The 20,957-nt window shown below is 30.9% G+C and carries 17 protein-coding genes; 8 read left to right on the top strand and 9 right to left on the bottom strand.

The features are described from left to right. Positions 1 to 80: 80 nt before the first annotated feature. A complete protein-coding gene (locus HUE53_RS13890) occupies positions 81 to 593 on the top strand; it encodes an adenine phosphoribosyltransferase (protein WP_014164316.1) in 513 nt (170 codons plus the stop codon). Here the strand turns inward: HUE53_RS13890 and HUE53_RS13885 are convergent. Further along, complete coding sequence (locus HUE53_RS13885; RefSeq protein WP_014164317.1) at positions 583 to 729, bottom strand: hypothetical protein; 147 nt, start codon at positions 727 to 729, stop codon at positions 583 to 585. The genes HUE53_RS13890 and HUE53_RS13885 overlap by 11 nt on opposite strands. Before the next feature lie 440 nt (positions 730 to 1,169). After that, positions 1,170 to 2,375 (bottom strand): diaminopimelate decarboxylase, encoded by a 1,206-nt coding sequence (gene lysA, locus HUE53_RS13880; RefSeq protein ID WP_014164318.1) that lies wholly within the window; start codon positions 2,373 to 2,375, stop codon positions 1,170 to 1,172. Positions 2,376 to 2,629: 254 nt separating this feature from the next. Between lysA and sucC the strand changes: the two genes are divergently transcribed. After that, complete coding sequence (gene sucC, locus HUE53_RS13875) at positions 2,630 to 3,823, top strand: ADP-forming succinate--CoA ligase subunit beta (protein ID WP_014164319.1); 1,194 nt, start codon at positions 2,630 to 2,632, stop codon at positions 3,821 to 3,823. 380 nt (positions 3,824 to 4,203) lie between these two features. Here sucC and HUE53_RS13870 read toward each other — a convergent pair whose 3' ends face one another. Continuing rightward, the gene (locus tag HUE53_RS13870; RefSeq protein WP_065213702.1) at positions 4,204 to 4,773 is read right to left on the bottom strand and encodes a dual specificity protein phosphatase family protein; all 570 of its coding nucleotides are present in this window, start codon (positions 4,771 to 4,773) and stop codon (positions 4,204 to 4,206) included. Then, positions 4,773 to 6,695 (bottom strand): LTA synthase family protein, encoded by a 1,923-nt coding sequence (locus HUE53_RS13865; RefSeq protein ID WP_192188588.1) that lies wholly within the window; start codon positions 6,693 to 6,695, stop codon positions 4,773 to 4,775. Before HUE53_RS13865 ends, HUE53_RS13870 begins: the two co-directional genes overlap by 1 nt. Before the next feature lie 122 nt (positions 6,696 to 6,817). On the opposite strand from HUE53_RS13865, the gene HUE53_RS13860 reads away from it, so the two are divergent. The 4 genes from HUE53_RS13860 to HUE53_RS13845 all read left to right on the top strand — a co-directional run bounded on the left by HUE53_RS13860 (position 6,818) and on the right by HUE53_RS13845 (position 12,380). After that, the gene (locus tag HUE53_RS13860) at positions 6,818 to 8,242 is read left to right on the top strand and encodes an L-serine ammonia-lyase (protein WP_192188587.1); all 1,425 of its coding nucleotides are present in this window, start codon (positions 6,818 to 6,820) and stop codon (positions 8,240 to 8,242) included. A gap of 186 nt (positions 8,243 to 8,428) precedes the next feature. Next, a complete protein-coding gene (locus HUE53_RS13855; protein ID WP_041253145.1) occupies positions 8,429 to 8,761 on the top strand; it encodes a HopJ type III effector protein in 333 nt (110 codons plus the stop codon). A gap of 338 nt (positions 8,762 to 9,099) precedes the next feature. After that, on the top strand, positions 9,100 to 10,788 hold the full coding sequence (recJ, locus tag HUE53_RS13850) for a single-stranded-DNA-specific exonuclease RecJ (protein WP_014164324.1): 1,689 nt from the start codon (positions 9,100 to 9,102) through the stop codon (positions 10,786 to 10,788). Between the two features lie 410 nt (positions 10,789 to 11,198). After that, positions 11,199 to 12,380 (top strand): MFS transporter, encoded by a 1,182-nt coding sequence (locus tag HUE53_RS13845; RefSeq protein ID WP_050855812.1) that lies wholly within the window; start codon positions 11,199 to 11,201, stop codon positions 12,378 to 12,380. Between the two features lie 290 nt (positions 12,381 to 12,670). Here the strand turns inward: HUE53_RS13845 and HUE53_RS13840 are convergent, their stop codons facing one another. Beyond that, entirely contained in the window at positions 12,671 to 12,997 is a 327-nt protein-coding gene (locus HUE53_RS13840; protein ID WP_065213699.1) for a YbaB/EbfC family nucleoid-associated protein, read from the bottom strand. An 81-nt stretch (positions 12,998 to 13,078) separates the two neighbouring features. Between HUE53_RS13840 and HUE53_RS13835 the strand changes: the two genes are divergently transcribed. Together HUE53_RS13835 and HUE53_RS13830 are read left to right on the top strand one after the other, a co-directional pair. Continuing rightward, complete coding sequence (locus HUE53_RS13835; protein WP_192188586.1) at positions 13,079 to 15,139, top strand: S9 family peptidase; 2,061 nt, start codon at positions 13,079 to 13,081, stop codon at positions 15,137 to 15,139. Between the two features lie 50 nt (positions 15,140 to 15,189). Beyond that, the gene (locus HUE53_RS13830) at positions 15,190 to 16,227 is read left to right on the top strand and encodes a PLP-dependent cysteine synthase family protein (RefSeq protein ID WP_014164328.1); all 1,038 of its coding nucleotides are present in this window, start codon (positions 15,190 to 15,192) and stop codon (positions 16,225 to 16,227) included. Positions 16,228 to 16,511: 284 nt separating this feature from the next. Here HUE53_RS13830 and HUE53_RS13825 read toward each other — a convergent pair whose 3' ends face one another. From HUE53_RS13825 to HUE53_RS13810, 4 genes are all read right to left on the bottom strand, one after another. After that, positions 16,512 to 17,075: a DUF4494 domain-containing protein gene (locus HUE53_RS13825; RefSeq protein WP_014164329.1), complete on the bottom strand. Its 564-nt coding sequence runs from the start codon at positions 17,073 to 17,075 to the stop codon at positions 16,512 to 16,514. A gap of 115 nt (positions 17,076 to 17,190) precedes the next feature. Then, entirely contained in the window at positions 17,191 to 17,928 is a 738-nt protein-coding gene (locus tag HUE53_RS13820) for a shikimate dehydrogenase family protein (protein ID WP_014164330.1), read from the bottom strand. A 12-nt stretch (positions 17,929 to 17,940) separates the two neighbouring features. Beyond that, a complete protein-coding gene (locus HUE53_RS13815) occupies positions 17,941 to 19,341 on the bottom strand; it encodes a tetratricopeptide repeat protein (protein WP_014164448.1) in 1,401 nt (466 codons plus the stop codon). A 222-nt stretch (positions 19,342 to 19,563) separates the two neighbouring features. Next, on the bottom strand, positions 19,564 to 20,856 hold the full coding sequence (locus tag HUE53_RS13810; protein ID WP_014164332.1) for a TIGR00341 family protein: 1,293 nt from the start codon (positions 20,854 to 20,856) through the stop codon (positions 19,564 to 19,566). Between the last annotated feature and the right edge of the window lie 101 nt (positions 20,857 to 20,957).

Genomic DNA, 20,957 nt, shown 5'->3' with positions numbered 1-20,957 from the left:
CAGTTTGTATATTAACTTCCTGATTGCGGGTGCAAATATAGAAACTTTTCTTTATCTTGCAAATAAAAAATTGTAAAAAAATGAGTTTAAACCAGTATTTCCGTGATATTCAAGACTTTCCGAAGGAAGGAATTTTGTTTAAAGATATAACACCGCTATTATTAAGCCCCTCTGCAAGGCATGAAGTCTTAGAAAAACTCTTGTCTGAGTTAAAAAATATTCGAATAGATAAAGTAGTAGGAATAGAATCTAGAGGTTTTTTCTTCGGAATGTTGTTAGCTCAGGAATTAAACGTAGGTTTTGTTCCTGTAAGAAAGAAAAATAAACTGCCTTATAAGACTATTTCGGCTAGTTATGAGTTGGAATATGGAGAAGATGTTTTGGAAATGCACATAGATGCTATTCAAAAAGGAGAAAAAGTATTAATTCATGACGATGTGTTAGCAACGGGAGGTACTGCTAAAGCCGTGTGTGAATTAGTAGAAAAATTAGGAGGTGAGATTGTTCAATGTAATTTTCTTATGGAATTAACTTTTTTAAATGGTCGTAAAAAATTAGAGGGAAAACCTCTGTTTTCTGCGGTTACTTATTAGAAAGAGCTCTAGTTGTTACGTAATAACGGTATGCTAATATTGCTAATTGCCATTTCTTTGCTTTGGCAGGATCAAGTTGCTGTTTACTAAAACTAGGTAAGATGATTTTGTTGATTTTTGCTAAAATTTTGTACATATTTTTTTGTGCGAAAATAATCAAAAAATGAGAAGTATTACTTAGAGTTTGTTAAAAACAATTACAGTTTGAATTTTAGCTTTTTAAAATTGCTACAACCAACAAAAAGGAGATTTGAACCCAGGTTGCGCGTTAGAAATTTAGTACAGATAAAAAGGACTTTGAATCTAAAAAAGTACTCCATTTTTAGTCTTCAATAGTAAAACCAAAGTTGCAGTAATAAAAATTGTGCATTTTTAATTACTTTGTCCTTTTCCTCTTCATCACAAAATCTAAGGCATAATCTGGGTTGAAAAAAGCGAACAGATGAAACAAATTACTATACTGATGATGTCACTTCGATAATAGGAAAAACTAACAAACTAGATGTTGATTTATTCCTTTTTAGCCTCCCCCTTTGGCTGTTGAGGGAGTTACTAAAAACTAGTTTGTTATTGAATTTAAAAGTCAACTAAAATTTGATTTCGTGTTAAATCCTCTAGGGTTTCATGTTGGCGTATAAGATGCGCTTTTTGATCTTTCCATAATATCTCGGCAGGTTTAAAACGGGAATTGTAGTTAGATGCCATTGAAAATCCATAAGCACCTGCATTTTTAAAAGCTAGAATATCACCTTCCTTAATTTCTGCTATCTTTTTGTTGGTGGCAAAAGTGTCTGTTTCGCAAATGTATCCTACTACGGTGTAGAAACGTTCTTTTCCTTTGGGATTTGAAATGTTTATGATTTGATGTTCAGATCCGTACAACATTGGTCGTATTAGGTGGTTGAAACCAGAGTCAACTCCTGCAAAAACGGTAGAAGTAGTTTGTTTGACTACATTTACTTTTGTTAAGAAAATCCCAGCTTCGCTAACTAAAAATTTGCCTGGTTCAAACATTAAGGTTAATTCTCTTCCGTATTCTTTTTCAAAATGATTAAATCGTTTGCTTAATTTTTTACCTAATTCTTCAATGTCAGTTTCAATATCTCCTTTTTTATAAGATACTTTAAAACCACTTCCGAAGTCTATAAAATCTAATTGAGTGAAGTTTTTGGCAGTTTCAAATAATATTTCGGTTGCTTCTAAGAAAACTTCAATATCCAAAATATCGGAACCTGTGTGCATGTGTAATCCGTTAATGTGCATGTCTGTATTTTTGACAATTCGTAAGATGTGAGGAAGCTGATGTATAGATATGCCAAATTTACTGTCAATATGTCCAACGGAAATATTGGCATTTCCTCCAGCCATGATATGAGGGTTTATGCGTATACATACGGGGATATTAGGATGTTTATTGCCAAATTGTTCTAAAATAGATAAATTGTCGATATTAATTTGAACTCCTAATTCAGAGGCATTTTCTATTTCTTGTAAAGAAACGCCATTGGGTGTAAAGATTATTTTGTTAGGGGTAAAGCCTGCTAATAAACCAAGCTGTACTTCTTGTAAAGAAACAGTGTCTAATCCTGAGTTTAGTTTATTGAATAGTTTTAAAATAGAAAGATTAGATAATGCTTTAACTGCGTAATTTATTTGAAGCTTTTGAACCTTGGTGAAAGCATTTTTTAATCGATTGTACTGATTTTCAATTTTTTCTGCATGATAGACATATACAGGTGCTCCGTATAATTGTTCGATTTGTAATAAATTAGTTTCTTCCATTTTTAAAATTTTGATAAAAATAAAAAGTTCTTTTTTTTGGATAAAATAAATTAAGAATTAAAATAAAATAACAACAAAATGTTTTGTTTGTAACACTTTAAATTAAAAGATTGCTTGAAATCTACAGGGGTTTAAAAAATCTAAAACAAGTAATAATATTATTTCATTACTTTAAATAAAAGTTAGATGGAATTCTATTTTTCTTTTGAAAATTATTATTTTTGTGCCACTTTATAAAAGTCAAAAGAAATATTATGAATTTACACGAATATCAAGGGAAACAGATATTAGCAAGCTACGGAGTACGTGTTCAGCGTGGTTATGTAGCAAACAATGCTGAAGAAGCGGTTGCTAAGGCAAAACAACTTACAGATGAAACAGGTACAGGATGGCATGTGATTAAGGCACAAATACATGCTGGTGGTCGTGGTAAAGGTGGTGGTGTTAAGTTGGCTAAAAACTTAGATCAAGTAAAAGAATTAGCAGGTCAAATCATTGGAATGGATTTGATAACTCCTCAGACACCTCCAACTGGAAAAAGAGTTCATAAAGTTTTAGTGGCAGAAGATGTGTACTATCCAGGTGAGAGTGAAACAAAAGAGTTTTATATGTCTGTATTGTTAAACAGAGGAACAGGTCGTAATATGATCATGTATTCTACTGAAGGAGGTATGGATATTGAAGAAGTAGCAGAGCACACACCAGATAAAATCTTTACAGAAGAAATAGATCCAGCTGTTGGTTTACAAGGTTTTCAAGCTAGAAAAATTGCATTTAACTTAGGATTATCAGGTGAAGCATTTAAAGAAATGGTGAAATTCGTTGATGCTTTATACAAAGCATACGTTGGATCTGATTCTTCTATGTTTGAAATCAATCCTGTTTTAAAAACTTCAGACAATAAAATTATGGCTGTAGATGCAAAAGTATCTTTAGATGACAATGCGTTATACCGTCATGCAGATTTAGCTGAAATGCGCGATATTACAGAAGAACGCCCAATTGAAGTAGAAGCTAAAGAAGCCGGTTTAAATTACGTAGATTTAGATGGTACTGTAGGTTGTATGGTAAATGGTGCAGGTTTAGCTATGGCTACTATGGATTTAATTAAGTATGCAGGTTATGAGCCAGCAAACTTCTTAGACGTGGGAGGTACAGCAGATGCTAAACGTGTAGAAACAGCTTTTCGTATTATATTAAAAGATCCAAATGTAAAAGCAATTTTAATTAACATCTTTGGTGGTATTGTTCGTTGTGATCGTGTAGCACAAGGAGTAGTAGATGCTTATAAAAATATGGGAGATGCTATTAATGTTCCTATTATTGTGCGTTTACAAGGAACGAATGCTGAAATAGCAAAAGAATTAATTGATAATTCAGGTATGCCAATTTTATCAGCAGTTCAATTCCAAGAAGCAGCTGATCAAGTAAAAGTAGCTTTATCTTAATAAAGTTTAGTTACCTTATAATAATATAAAACCCAAAACGGCAACTAGCTGTCTTGGGTTTTTTATTATAGAAAGGTTCTTGCTTAAATATTCTTATAATATTTGATTAATATTTCTAAAAAGGTTGATCTAGATTATGCGTCAGTCTTTTGTGATTAAGATTAAAAGAACAAAGAAGATAAAAGGTAAAAAAGTACCAAAATTTTCCTTTGTAGATGTTTTCTATTGAGGGTAAAAAAATGAGTATTTTTTAGATTCAAAGTCATTTTTACCTGTAATAAATTTTAAATGTATAACATAAGTTTAGTCAAGATCGATTTTAGAATTATAAAAAAACCCGAGTTATAGAACTCGAGTTTAAATAAAATTTATAATGAAAACTATTTTGTTTCGTTTCGGTTTTTATAATTGTGAAGGAAATCACCTTTTGGTTTTCCTAAATCAAAAGAAGAATATTTGGTCAACATTCTAGTAGAAGTACGTGCTTTGTCTTTATCCCAATTTTCGTATTCTATTCTATAAAGAGCTGAATATAATTCGGCTCTGCCTACCCCATGATAACAATGAATTAAAACAGGATAATTTTTAGGATTATCCATAATTTTATAAAATGTTTGTAAATTTTGTTCTGTAGGTACTTGGTCAGAACCATTGTTAAAATAATTAAGACCTGGTATTTTTGCAATAGCTTGTTTTTCAGCGGTTAATTCAGAAGGTACTTCTGGGTTGTTTTCTAAATCAGCAGTTCCAGGAAAGCGTAAGTCTACAATTGATTTTATTTTGTACTTTTTTACATAATCTTCTATTTCATCTGGTGGTATAACCCCGCTTTTGTATACTTTTCCTTCTGTAATGGTTTCAAAGTTGTGATTTAGGTGCATATCATATACGTATTTACCACCTATGATACTTCCTAATATTGCTATGAATAATATTATTTTCTTTTTCATTATTGAGCTAATTTTCTATCTATAATTCTATCAAAATAATCTTTAATTAACGCTTTACAAATTTCTGCTGTTTCCAGCATTTCTTGGTTAGGTTTTAGATTAAGTTCTTTTTCTAATGCTTTGTCATTTTTATCGTAAAAATGAATGTCTTTATTGCCATCAAAAGTACAAATATAGTTCCCTCTTTGTAATTGGTAGCTATTACCGTTAAAATTTATTGTAAAAGGGGGTATGTTTGTTTTACTTACTAAACTTCTTCCCCAGCTTCTAAAGGGTTTTGGATACCCAATCATATCTAATAGAGTAGGGTAAATATCTATTTGTTGTGCAAAATCATTGTTTTCAGCTTTTAGACTTCCGTCGGGTTTGTAGATAAGTATGGGTACAGCTTGTCTGTTTACAATTTTGTCGTATTCGGGATATGCGGTCAGGTTGGTATGATCTGCGGTTATAATAAATATAGTGTTTTTAAACCAAGGTTGTTTTTTAGCTTCTTCAAAAAAACGTTTAAAAGCATAATCTGTATATCCTACACATTGATGCATTGGGCTTGTTCCTTTAGGGAATTTACCTTCGTATTTTTTAGGTACTATATAAGGTTCGTGAGATGAAACTGTAAAAATTGTGCTAAAAAAAGGTGTTTTCTTTTGATCCAATGTTTTTTTCATGAATTGCATAAAAGGTTCGTCCCAAATTCCCCATACACCATCATGTTGCGTATCGTCATTAAATTCTGTTTTTCCATAATAATGATCAAAACCTAAAATATTTCCAAATCCCATGAATCCCATAGATCCATTAGGAGCTCCATGAAAAAAAGAAGTATCGTAACCCAGTTCTTTTAAACAAGAAACCAAAGATTGAATTTTTTGATTAGGGTAAGGAGAAGAGGTAAAGGCATCTCTAAAGGATGGGATACCAGCAATAACTGATGACATTCCGTGAATAGATTTGCTTCCATTAGCATAGGCATTTGTAAAGATTAAACTTTCTTTAGCTAATTCATCTAAAAAAGGAGTATAACTCTTAAAACCAGGGATGGTCGTATTTTTATTCATGCATCCCCAATATTCTCGTCCAAAACTTTCTGTTATAAATACAACAATATTAGGTTTTGTGAGAGGGTAGTTACGGTATTGTTTAATGGGTTGTATTTGATTTTTTAAAACAGAATCGTTGATTGTATAATTAACTTTTTGAAATGTTGTTGTGCGAAATGTTCGAATTAATGCAAAAGGTGTATTTAGAACTATATCTGCATGTTGTGGTTTCGTAACATATTGATTGGCATCTATAAGGTTAATAGGACGAGTACTTTTTTTAAAATCACCTCGTATTCCACCTATTGATAAAACTAAAATAATAATAACTCCAATTTTTGAAGTTAAAAAATATTTCCAATTATGTTGAATTTTTTCTTCTTGAACTTTAACTAACTTGTATAATTTAATCCAGACAAAAGCCGTTATAAAAAAGAGTAGATAAACATACCAATAGCTTACAATAAATCTAAAAAACATATTTCCTTTATTAGATTCATGTTTAGCTATATCTAAAATAGCAATAGTGGTTCTTGAATAAATATATTTATAGTAAATAAAGTCAATAAAATTAGTTGCGTAGGCTATTAGATTAGTAATGAAGTATACATATAACAGTACTGTTTGATAACCTTTGCGTGTATTAATCCATAAAGGAAATATAGAAAGTAATATGAAAAGAGAATTTACGTATAATATAGCAGTAGTATCAAAAGTTAATCCATGAAACGCTAATTTTAAAAATTGACCTAAAGAGTCTATTTTTAAAAATTTTAGATTAAAAAGAGTAAAAAGAATTCGAACTAAGGAGTAAAAAGCATATACTAGTAATATTCTGTAAATTAAAGCTTTATATTCTTGAATTCTAATATGTTTGATCATTGCTTTGTTTTTTTAGGGCAAAAGTAATTGATAAAATGATATCTCTATTTATATTTTTTAAAAAATTAACGCTTTTTTGTAAGCAATAGGAACCTTATCTTTGTACGCTAAAATAAAAAATTATGGAAGAGTGTATTTCAGTATTTGATATGTTAAAAATAGGAGTAGGACCTTCAAGTTCACATACTCTAGGTCCTTGGCGCGCGGCTGAACGATTTTTAAATGAAATTAAAGAAGCAAACATTCTAAATAAAACAAATAAAGTACAGGTTGACTTATACGGATCTCTTTCATTGACAGGGGTAGGTCATGCAACGGATTTAGCCGTAATGTTAGGTCTTAGTGGGCAAGATCCAGAGTATATTCCAGTGCAAGATATTGACGGAATCATTTATCATATTAATGACTCTAACGAATTAAAATTAGCCAATGAATTTGTTATAAAATTCAATCCCAAAATAGATATTGTATTTAATAAAAACTTTTTGCCTTTTCATGCCAATGGATTAACGTTTACTGCATTTTATGAGAATAAAAAATATGAATCAACATTTTATTCAATAGGAGGAGGATTTGTTGTAAAAGAAGAAAGAGTATCTGCTAAAGAAAAAGAAGAAGTAAAAAAGGCATTTCCATATCCTATAAATTACGCAACCGAATTATTAAATTACTGCCAGCAACAAAATCGAAAAATATCAGAAATAGTTTATGATAATGAAAAATCAATTCGTACAGAAGATCAAATTCATCATGAACTAGTAAGAGTATGGAATACCATGCTAGAATGTATGTATATAGGCTGTCATACAGAAGGAATCTTACCAGGTGGATTGAATGTAAGAAGGAGAGCATTTGATATACATCAAAATTTGATTGGTCTAGCACATTATAATTCGCCGCAAGAATGGCTGGAAACAATACGTAAAACCGAAGTGAAATTTAGACAAATACTTAAGTGGGTATCTTGTTTTGCACTAGCAGTTAATGAGGTTAATGCCTCATTAGGCAGAGTTGTTACGGCACCTACTAATGGGAGTTCAGGGGTAATACCAGCCGTGTTAATGTATTATATGGTCATAGAAAATCATCAAGCTAATGAAGATCAAATCAAACAATTTTTGATGGTAGCAGGTGAAATTGGTTCTATTTTTAAAAAAGGAGCCACCATCTCAGCGGCTATGGGAGGGTGTCAAGCCGAAATAGGGGTTTCATCAGCCATGGCGGCAGGTGCTTTATGTGAAGTAATGGGGGGAACACCAGAACAAGTTTTAATGGCAGCAGAAATTGCCATGGAACATCATTTAGGACTTACTTGTGATCCTATTGGAGGTCTTGTTCAAATTCCGTGTATAGAGCGTAATACAATGGGAGCTATTAAGGCTATTAACGCAGCTGAACTAGCACTAGAAACAGATCCTAAGAATGCAAAAGTACCATTGGATAAAGTAGTAAATACCATGTGGGAAACGGCTAAGGATATGAATAATAAGTATAAAGAAACCTCAGAAGGAGGCTTGGCAGTTGCCGTAAATATGGCTGATTGTTAATATATGTATTAATTAAATTCCGAAGGTGTCTGAAAAGTTAAAACTCAATGTTTAGTCTGTTACTTCGACGGTAGGAGAAGTTACATTATCAGCATCATGTGATTTTTTCTTCTGGTTAAGATGGTAAAATTGTAACTTTTTCGGATAGCTTTTTTATCTTTGACTCAATCAAAAAAATATAAAACAATGCATCTTTTCATTCAAAAAATAACAAAAGAAGAAAACATCACCTTTGAAGAGGTTATTGCACATATTGATGCAAATTATGAATTTACGCCTACACTTTTTAAAAATGGAAATCAGGTAAATCAAGCGGGAGAAAATAATGGTTCTTGTAAAATATTTTCTTTTGCTCTTTTACATGAATTAACAAAGGAACAAACGTTAAAACTTTTTGGTAAATTTTATCAGGATGTAATAGCAACCCCAGAGGCAGAAGATCATCAAAACATCCGAAATTTTATTACATTCGGGTGGGATGGAATTGTATTTGAAAAAGAAGCACTTAGATTGATATAAACCTAAAAAGAATGTAGCAGTAGTTTCTAGTGTAAAATTTTAGTAGTAAAAAGGAGGGCTCTTTTTTGTATATTTTAAGGAATCGTTTTCATTATAATTTAGTTTCAAACACAAAAGGGAGCCAGTGTAGTTTTATCCCAGATTACGCATTATAAAATTATTACAGATAAAAATGGCTTTGAATCGAAAAAAGTACTTAATTCTTTGTCCTCAACGTAGCAAAATTACAGTTGCGGTAAAAAATTTCAGTGTATTTTTATCTTCTTCGCCTTTTTCATTTTCATCACAAAGGCTAACGCATAATCTGGGTTCAGTATAACATAATAATCTATAGTTTTATGCGTTGGACGTTAAAATCGAAGCCAAATGATCAAAAAGTACAAGCTTTACAAAATGTACTTCAAGTAGATTCTATTGTAGCAACTCTTTTAATACAAAGAGGGATAGATACATTTGATGAGGCTAAAAAATTTTTTAGACCATCTTTATCTGATTTGCATGATCCTTATCTTATGAAAGATATGGATAAAGCGGTAGATCGAATTGAAAAGGCTATTTCATATAATGAAAATATTTTAGTTTTTGGTGATTATGATGTAGATGGCACAACAGCTGTATCCTTAGTTTCCTCTTATCTAAAAAGTTTTTATCCTAATGTGGCTACCTATATACCTGATCGTTATGCAGAAGGATATGGCGTTTCTTTTAAAGGAATTGATTTTGCTGAGGATCATAATTTTACTTTAATTATAGCTTTAGACTGTGGTATTAAATCTATAGACCATGTAAAATATGCTTCTCAAAAAGGAATTGATTTTATTATTTGCGATCATCACAGACCAGGATCTGTTTTACCAGATGCGGTAGCCATCTTAGATCCTAAAAGAGAAGATTGTTTTTATCCTTATAAAGAATTATGTGGCTGTGGAGTAGGATTTAAATTAATACAAGCATTAGCCTCTAAAAGAAATCAAACAATTCAAGAATTAGTTCCCTATTTAGATTTAGTAGCTACGGCTATAGGAGCTGATATAGTACCTATAACGGGAGAAAACAGAGTTTTAGCTAAATTTGGATTAGAAGTAATTAATACATCTCCTAGGCCAGGTATACAAGCTTTAATCTTAAATATAAAGAAAAAAGAGCTAACTATTTCAGATGTAGTATTTATTATAGCACCACGAATAAATGCAGCAGGAAGGATAAAACATGGGAATTATGCAGTATCATTATTAACAGAATTTGATTTGTTACAAGCGTCTCAATGCGCCGCTGATATTGAAATTTTTAATTCAGATAGAAAAGATCTAGACAAACAAATAACAGAAGAAGCTCTCGAACAAATTATACAAAATCAAGAAATAGATCGTTTTTCTACGGTAGTTTATCAAGAAAACTGGCATAAAGGAGTTATAGGAATAGTAGCTTCTCGTTTGGTAGAAAATTACTATCGTCCAACTATTGTTTTTACAAAAAGTGGCGATAAATTGGCCGCATCCGCTCGTTCAGTAAAAGATTTTGATATTTATAATGCTCTAGAAGCCTGTGCTGAACATTTAGAACAATTTGGAGGGCACATGTATGCTGCGGGTATGACACTAAAAGAAGAAAATTATATTGCTTTTAAAAAAGCATTCGAACAAACAGTAAAAGAATCTATTCATCCTGATTTATTGATACCAGAAATCAGTATAGATGCAGAAATCCAATTAGAAGATATTACCCCTAAATTAATGCGTATTTTAAAACAATTTGAACCTTTTGGACCAGAAAACATGACCCCTGTTTTTATATCGAAATCAATACATGATACAGGTTATGGCAAAGCAGTCGGTCAAAACGACGAACATCTTCGTCTTTTTGTGAAGCAGAATATGAGTGCTAGTTATAGTGCGATAGGTTTTGGTATTGGAAAAAAACAAATACTAACATCTAATTTACGAAGATTTGATGCGGTATATTCCATTGAAGAAAATGAATGGAATGGAAGCGTTTCGTTACAACTTAGATTAAGAGATATAAGGTAATGAAAATAGAAATCGAATATTTTAAACTTCAATTTAAGTTATTCAATAGACAACTAAAAGAGTTTTAAATTTCACCTCAATTAGCATACCCTTTTTTAATAGTAGGGTTTTGGATTACATCTATTTGTTTTTAGCTTTAGTATTTGTATTTATCTGTCTGAAAAACAAAGGAATTTGTTTTAATAAATCAGAATATTATACGATTATAGATTACTTGAAAACGGTATTCTTAATTTATCTTAAAAGAATACTATTTAAAGTCTTTATTTGTATTATTGAGTATAAAAGCATCTAGTAGTTGTAATTCAATAAAAAAAGTAAAACGATTAAATAACAATAAAGTGTCAAAAAAAAAACATAAAGATCCTTATTCATCATTAAGAATTAAAGAATTTAGATGGTTTTTAGCCATGCGATTAGCAGTTGTACTGGCTTGGTCTATGCAATTCATAATTGTAGAATGGGAAGTATATAGGATTACCCAAGACCCATGGTCATTAGGACTAATAGGTTTGATGGAAGTAATTCCAGCTATTGCTTTAGCATTATTTGCTGGACATATAGTAGATAAAAATGAAAAGCGAAAAATGATGATAAGGTGTTATATTGCGTTATTCGTACTTTCATTCGTTTTAACAAATCTACTCAATCCTTTTTACCCTTCTTTTTTTACAGCTAAAGAAGTCCTTTATAGTATATACATATTAGTTTTTTTAGGAGGTGTAGCTCGAGCTTTTATTTTTCCGTCGGTGTTTAGTTTGTTGGGTTTAATAGTACCTCATTCAGAAAAATCAAATGCTGCCGCTTGGAGTAGTTCTACTTGGCAAATTTCAGCTACTATAGGTCCTGCATTAGCGGGTTTTCTAATAAGTTGGATGGGGGTTTTTGAGGCTATGTGTGTTGTACTAGGATGTGTATTGGTAGGATTATTTGCGCTTTTTCAAATTACACCTAAACCTATTTTAAACACCCAAAAGGTAGAGTCAGTATATGAAAGTCTAAAAGAAGGATTGTTTTTTGTATTTAATAATAAGACCATCTTAAACGCTATATCACTAGATATGTTTGCTGTTCTTTTTGGTGGTGCAGTAGCATTATTACCCATTTTTGCAACAGATATTTTAAAAGTTGGTTCTGAAGGTTTTGGTATTTTAAGAGCGGCGCCTGCTATAGGTGGGTTAATAACAATGTTAGTGGCAACACATCTTGATCTTAATCATCAAGCGGGTAAAAAACTATTATGGGCTGTTTTTGGTTTTGGTATTTGTATTATTATGTTTGGTTTGTCTACAAATTTTTGGGTTTCAGTTCTGGCTTTGTTTTTAAGTGGTATTACTGATGGAATTTCAGTAGTAATTCGATCTACTATACTCCAACTTTATACACCTGATACCATGCGTGGAAGAGTTTCCTCAGTTAACTCTATATTTGTAGGATCCTCTAATGAATTAGGCGCTTTTGAAAGTGGGTTTACCTCAAAACTTATGGGCACCGTAAATGCTGTTCTTTTTGGAGGAATCATGACACTGATAGTAGTAGGTAGTATGACAATAGCTTCGCCAAAATTTAGAAACTTAACTATTGATAAATAGGTCTTTTCTTAATACAATCTAAATTATGTTTAAAAGAAAAAACATTTCCCTAGCCTCTAAAAAGAGGTATAATATCTTGTAGGTATAGAATTCTTTTTTGTGAATGTAGAAAACATAAATTTAAATCAATGTTTAGTCTACAATTTAGTGTAGTTTTATTATTGTTGTATAAAAAAGGGGACTAATACATAAAAGGGTAAAATACTATTTCAAATAGCACATCTTTTAAAAACGATTCCTTTAACTCGTTAAAGGAATCGTTTTTAAAAAGCATCTATTAATATTTAAATTTATTTAAACAATCCATCCATCCCAGGGATGTTAGGCATTCCATCTTTAGCAACCGCACCTAATTCAGCTTCGTTTACAGCTGTTGCTTTTTCAATAGCTTTGTTTAATATTAATACCAGATAGTCTTCTAATTGATCTTTGTCTTTTAATAAACTATCATCTATGGTAATACTTCTTATTTGACGGTTAGCACTTAAGGTTACATGCAATAATCCATCATTACTTTTTTGATCTACTAAAACAGTATCTAGACGTTTTTTAGTATCTTCAATTTTTTGTTGGGTTTCTTTTAATTTGCCCATCATGCCCATAATATCTCCAAACATAATTTTTTTAGTTTTAATTTAGCCGCAAACTTACTAATTTCATTTATGAAAGTGTAAATTTGCAATTCAAAAAATAATAAAATGTCAGATATCCTTATACCTCCTGTGGCTAAGATTATACCACAAAAATTAGAAATACATAATGATGTGCGTATAGATAATTATTATTGGTTAAATGATCGAGAAAATCAAGACGTAATTGATTATTTGAATGCAGAAAACGCATATTATGAGCAAATGACTGCGCACACAAAGGATTTTCAAAAGAAATTATTTCAAGAAATGAAAGCGCGTATAAAAGAAGATGAATCATCAGTACCTTATCTATATAATGGATATTGGTATATTACACGTTTTGAAAAGGGGGGAGATTATCCTATTTATTCTCGTAAAAAAGAAAGTTTAGAGGCGCCAGAAGAAATTTTGTTTAACTGTAATGAAATGGCAAAAAACTTTGCCTACTTTCAGTTAGGAGGAGTAAGTGTAAGTCCTAATAACAAGTTTGCTACTTTTGGTACAGATACGGTAAGTCGTCGTATATATACGATTCAAATTAAAAACTTAGAAACGGGTGAAATTCTTACTGATAAAATAGAAAATTGTACAGGAGGGTCAATTTGGGCCAATGATAATCAAACGATCTTTTACACCACTAAAGATCCTGTAACACTTCGTTCAAATAAAGTGTATAAACATAAAATAGGAACAAATGTTTCGGAAGATGTATTAGTTTTTGAAGAAAAAGATGAAACTTTCAGTGTATATATTTACAAAGAAAAATCAAAAAAATATTTAGTAATTGGTTCTCAAAGTACCATGACCACTGAATATCAGTATTTGAATGCTGATACACCAGATGAATCTTTCTTGATTTTCCAAAAACGAACCCGTGGTTTGGAATACACAATTTCACATTTTGACAACAACTTTTATATATTAACGAATAAAGATAATGCCACTAATTTTAAGCTAATGAAAACTTCTGAAACAACTACTTCTAAAGAAAATTGGGTAGATGTTTTACCGCACCGTGAAGATGTTTTATTAGAAGATATTGAAATTTTTAAAGATTATTTGGTAGTTGAAGAGCGTTCGAATGGTTTAACCCAATTACGAATCATACCGTGGAGCGGAGCAGAAGCGTATTATCTTCCTTTTGAAAGTCAAACCTATACAGCTTACACATCCACTAATGTTGATTTTGATACAGAAATTCTTCGTTATGGATATCAGTCACTAAAAACACCTTCTTCAATTATAGATTTCAATATGCGGACACAAGAAAAAGAAATCAAAAAAGAACAAGAAGTTTTAGGAGGTACGTTTGATAAAGAGAATTACGAAGAAAAACGAGTATGGGCAACAGCTCGTGATGGTGTAAAAGTACCTATTTCATTAGTATACAAAAAAGGAATTGAACTTAATGCACAAAGACCTTTGTTGCAATATGCTTACGGTTCGTATGGTTATTCTATGGATTGTACTTTTTCAACCACCCGTTTGAGCCTTTTAGACCGTGGGTTTATTTATGCAATTGCCCATATTCGTGGAGGAGAAGATTTAGGTCGTCCTTGGTATGAAGATGGGAAATTACTAAAAAAGAAGAATACTTTTACCGATTTTATAGATTGTTCTAAATTTTTAATCGAAAATAAATATACTTCAGCTCAACATTTATATGCCGAAGGAGGCTCAGCAGGCGGTTTGTTAATGGGAGCAGTCATTAATATGAATCCTGAGTTGTATAACGGAATTATTTCCGCCGTACCGTTTGTAGATGTAGTAACAACCATGTTAGACGATTCGATTCCATTAACCACAGGAGAATATGATGAATGGGGTAATCCAAAGGATAAAGAATATTATGACTATATGAAATCCTATTCACCTTACGATAATGTAGAGTCAAAAGAGTATCCCAATATGTTAGTAACAACAGGTTTACATGATTCACAAGTTCAATATTGGGAACCCGCTAAATGGGTTGCTAAGTTAAGAGCTTCTAAAACTGACAAAAATTTATTATTTTTAGACACGAATATGGATACAGGACATGGTGGAGCTTCTGGTAGATTTGAAGCTTTAAAAGAAATAGCAAAAGAATTTTCGTTTTTGTTTCAACTAGAAGGAATCAAACGATAAAAAATTAATAGCTTTGTAGTTCATTATCCAGAAAAAAATTAATAAACTGTATGAAGACAGAAATTAAGGCTTATAGCTCTATTTTAGAATTAATAGGAAACACGCCTTTAATTAAATTAAATAAGATAACGGATTCCTTTAAAGGAAATTTTTATGCTAAAGTAGAAGCTTTTAATCCAGGACATTCTACAAAAGATAGAATTGCTTTATACATCATTGAAGAGGCTGAGCGCAGAGGGATTTTAAAACCAGGTGATACAATAGTAGAAACAACTTCTGGTAATACAGGTTTTAGTCTTGCCATGGTGAGTATTATCAAAGGGTATAATTGTGTTTTGGCTGTGAGTTCAAAATCTTCACCTGATAAAATAGATATGCTCAAGAGTATGGGGGCAAAAGTGTATGTTTGTCCAGCCCACGTTTCTGCAGATGATGAACGTTCTTATTATAATGTAGCAAAACGTTTGCATGAAGAAACCAAAGGATCTATTTATATCAATCAATATTTTAATGAATTAAATGTTGAAGCCCATTATAAAACTACAGGTCCTGAAATTTGGGAACAAACAGGCGGTCAGGTAACGCATATTATTGCTTGTTCAGGAACAGGAGGAACATTATCAGGGACAGCAAAATTTTTAAAAGAACAAAATCCTAATATCAAAATTTTAGGAGTCGATGCCTACGGTTCAGTGCTAAAAAAATACCATGAAACCAAAGAGTTTGATTCAGATGAAATTTATCCTTACCAAATAGAAGGATTAGGAAAAAATCTGATTCCCACCGCTACCGATTTTGATATTATAGACCGCTTTATTAAAGTTACAGATGAAGAAAGCGCTCACATGTCTCGGAAATTAGCCAAAACAGAAGGAATTTTTGCAGGTTATACTTCAGGAGCCGTTTTAGAAGCTATTAGGTTGTATGATGAAGAAGCTGAATTTAATGAAGAGAGTGTAGTAGTAGCTATATTACCCGATCACGGATCTCGTTATATGAGTAAAGTATATAATGATGAATGGATGCGTTCACAAGGCTTTTTTGATAGTGTAAATGCAGAAGATCAAAAAGTAGAATTTATAAAATAAAATAAGCATAATGTGATGCTTGTTTAATCAAAAAAAAACACCAAACATACACGATTCTTATTTGTATTACAGCATACAAAAAGATTTGTCCAAAATACGATGTCATTTGCTTCGCTTATTCGAATGAAGTCCTTAGGTTATCTTTGTTCTTTGATCGATTAGAGCGAAGCGATTCTAACGAAGTTAAATGACACAAGTTTTGTACTCTATATTTTTATATCAGCCTGTTTGAAAAAAAAAGCATAAAATTAAAAGAAATAATCAATATTTTTTATAATAGAAGGTTATTCTTGATATTCAGATATAATTTCATTATCAAATTCCATGTGATCTATTATTTCTGAATGCGTTTCAACATCAGGTTTAGAAGCTTTGAGTTTATTAAATCGTTCTACTGCTTCTAGATCATTTTCATCACCACTAAAATAAGGGAATACATCCACAATAGGAGACTCTGAAATGGCAGGAATGGTATAATCCCCCATTGTATTTTTCATAGCTATTTGTGTATTATCATAAGCTTCACGTACATCATTTGCTTGTACTAATAAGTATAAATTAGTTTTTCTTTCTTTTCCGCTTTCTTCATCATAGGCTATTAAAGAAACTTTTGAACGAAACCATCTATCTGTATTTTCAAATGGATGAATTTCAGCATAATTGGCCACTTTAATATTCGTTATTTTAAACTCCTCAGTCAGATAAGACATCATTTCTTGTGTAATTCTAGATTCAGCTTCGGTATAGGATAGAGCATCGACTAAATAAGGTTCTGTTGTGACTTTTTGGATGCCATTTTCGTCTACTTTTCTAAATTTTACTTTACATTCGTACCAAGTTGCGCTCATAATTTTATATTTAAGGAGGGCAAATGTACTTTTTTAATTCTAAATAATAAGGAGTTTGAGAAGATATATACTACTAGTTTATAAACAAATTTTTATAGTATTTATAATCTGTTTTTTATGCATTCCAAATTTCCCAAGCTTTCTCTGCTTGTAATACTAACATCTCATAACCATTTTTAATGATAGCTCCTTTTTCCTCAGCTTTTGTGAGAAAAGAAGTTTTTTCCGGATTATAAATCAAGTCGTATACGAGATGATTAGAAGTTATGAACTCATAGGGAATTGTAGGGCAGTCTTGAATATTAGGATACGTTCCTAATGGGGTACAATTAATTATTATAGTATATTCTGCCAGTGTAGAAGCATTTAATTGATCATAAGTGATCGTATTATTAAATTGTTGTCTTGAAACAAATAAGAAATCAATTCCTAAGTTTTTTAAAGCGTAAGCAATAGCTTTTGAAGCACCTCCCGTACCTAATAATAAGGCTTTTTTATGATGATTACAGAGTAGAGGGGTAATTGATTCTTGAAAACCATAAAAATCAGTATTATGCCCAATCAGTTTTTTATCTGAAGTAATTTTAATCGTATTTACCGCTTCAATATCTTTTGCTGTTTCTGAAAGTTCATCTAAATAAGGTATGATTTTTTCCTTATAGGGTATTGTTACATTTAAACCTATTAAATTAGGCTCATTGATAATTATTTCTTTAAATTCACCAATTTTTTGAATATCATAATTATCATACGAAAAAATAAGGGTTAAAGATTCATTTTGAAATTTATTTGTAAAATAATTTTTAGAAAAAGAATAAGAAATATTTTTACCTAGTAATCCTAATTTTTTCATAAAATAATGTATTTATTGTAACTCATTGAATTTATTTATAATTTTTTGAATAGCTTTCATATCAAATACGGCAGGAAATAGTTCCTGTAGAATACTCTTCATTTTAAAATTATGATGTAAAGCATTTGTTAAGTGATATAATCCTTTAGTAGGGTTATCTAAAGAATAATACAACCCAGCTAAACGATATTCTATTTGATAATGATCTAAAAACAAGACATTTGCTTTTATTAAGGTTTCTACAGAAGCTTCATATTCCCCAATAAATAATTGTGTATCCGCCCAAAATAGAATGGTTTCTAATTCTGTATCTCCTAATTCTATAGCTTTTCGATATCCTTCTTCTGCTTCTTCAAATAGTGCTAACTCTTTATTTATAGAGGCATACCGTTTCCAGTATAAAGGGTTTTCTGCATCTATACCAAGGGCTTTGTTTACATAATAAAGAGCCTTTTGAAAGTTTTCTTGGCGCATATAAAAATCCGTTATGGCTATCCATCCTTTATCTAATAAAGGATCTTCATGTACTGTTTTGTTATAATAATTTAAAGCTTCTGAATCATTGCCCATTTTTTCAAAACATTTGCCTATTCGTAATAAGGCGTAAGAGGTTGGATCTTCTAATCGAATGGTTTCTTGATAGTTCCAGATGGCTTCTTCATAGCGTTCTAAACGTTCAAGTGCTTTGGCTTTTTCCATATAGGCTCCCATGAATTGATCGTCAATAACGGTTGCATAATCAAATGCTATGTAGGCTTCTTGGTACTGTTTTATAGTAAAGTTTAATCTACCTAGTTGGTGCCATGCAATTTCACTATAAGGATTTGTGTCTATATAGTTTTGTAAAAAGGAAATGGCTTCTTGGTATTGTTCTAAAAATTCAAAACAATAGATGACGTTATAGAGTCCGGATTGTTCTTCGGGTTCTTCTTCTAAACAAGCTATAAAATGTGTTTTGGCGAGTTCTAGTTCATCCATGAATAAATATTCCATCCCTAAAAGGTTATGAACATCAGCATAGTCATCTGTGTATTGTAAGGCTGTTTTTAGAAACTCAACGGCTTGTTTATGATCGTCTCGTTTAGAACAAATGTTTGCTTTTTGTATAAAAATTTCTTCATTGGTGGGTTCTATAGCGTATAAATCATTCAGCAGCTTTTCGGCTTGTTCGATTTTGTCTTCAAATAACAGCATTTCTACCTGAACCAACTTCAATCCAAAGGATTTGGGATGTTGCTCTAGCCCTAATTTTAGAGCTTTTTTGGCTAGACTAGGTTTGCCAATATCCATATAATGGAGGATGATATCCTCAAATTCTTCTGAATCAAAAAATAAGACCTTATTGGTTTTTAACATTGATTCAAATTTTGATAAGGATAAACTATAATCTTCTTCATTGTGACTCAAATCCATACTCCTAAGTTTTTATTATCCTTACTAAAAATAGTAAAGTTGGCGTTTATAATGGGTTAAAAAACGATTTTTTTTGAACAATTTAATGAACAAAATAAAGACGTTTTTGATTATTGTTTTCGTTCAATTTTTGATTATTAATCAGCCTCTATTTCATTCATAGCATCAATAATAATGCCACATCCTTCCTGTGTTTTTGAATGTGAAAAATAAAAAAAGATGTTATTTTTTTACCAATTCAATATCCTGTGTTTGTAATTTTTGACTCAACCATTTTTTTATCTTATTTGTGTCAATTGTATTATCATTACATTCGTACAGCAAAACAATAAATGTTTTTTGTTCGTCCGTATTTGTATTAATTATATGTTTTCCTAATGATACATTTTTTAGTTCAGGAAATAGGATAGCAATTTCTTCTAAGGTTTCGTTATTTGAAATTTTGTACTCATTCAATTCTTTTTGTAATTTGTTTATTAAAAGATCTTTTTGGTCAGATGTTTTGTTTTGAATCCCAATTTCATTCAAAATTTCATCTTTTAAATCTTTTGGATCTTGTTTTATTTCTATTACAGTATTCTTAATATCGTATTTAGAAAGTCTTTCATTTAGTAATTTAGTTTCATTTTCATTAAACTTTTTACTTAAAAAAGCCAGTTCTATTGTTTTAGGGGTGGTATTATGTTTTGTTTTTTTATAAATAATTGTATAGCCTTTATTTGTTAATTCTTGAGTTAGAAACTCTTCTATTTTTTGGTTATACTTATTTTCCTGAAGCAAGCTATATGCCATATAAAAACTAGGAATGATCATAATTAAAATAAGAATTGAAATACCGTAACGTATTTGTTTTTCAAATTTTTGATTGAGTGTTTTTATAGGTTTGTAATTCAGGTATTTAAGTACTAAAAAGGTTGAGATGCAGATAAAAAAACAGTTGATAGAATATAAATAAATAGCTCCTAAAAAATAAGAAAAATTACTAATAGCAAGTCCGTGTCCTGCTGTACAAAGAGGAGGCATTAATGCAGTGGCAATAGCTACCCCTGGTATTGGATTGCCTTTTTCTACTCGAGTTATTGCAATAACACCAACCAAACCTCCAAAAAAAGCAATGAGAACATCGTAAATATTAGGAGAGGTTCTAGCAAGTAATTCGGAGTTTGTATCCTTAAAAGGACTAAAGTAAAAATAAATAGTTGCAACAGTTAAACTTAATATGGTAGCAATTAATAAATTTTTGGAAGATTTTTTTAATAGTTCAAAATCATAAATAGCTAATGAAAATCCAGCTCCTACAATAGGCCCCATTAAAGGAGAAATAAGCATTGCACCTATAATTACAGCTGTAGAATTTACATTTAAGCCAACACAGGCAATTACTATGGCACAGGCCAATGTCCATAAGTTAGATCCTCTAAAAGAAATATTAGATTTTACAGTTTCTAAAACTTTTTCTTGCTTTTCTTCACCTTTATTTAAATTGATAAAGTCGTAAATTTTTTTCTCAATCATCTGCTATTTATTATAATTTCTTATTAGTTTTTATGAAGTTAATGTTTTGTTTTTAAATAGTACATTAGGATGGAAGTCAAATATATAAAAATGCTTTTAAA

This window comes from Flavobacterium columnare (genome assembly GCF_014844295.1).
GTDB lineage: Bacteria > Bacteroidota > Bacteroidia > Flavobacteriales > Flavobacteriaceae > Flavobacterium > Flavobacterium columnare.
Note: the sequence above shows the minus strand (reverse complement) of the source record. Positions and strands in the feature narration are given on the sequence as shown.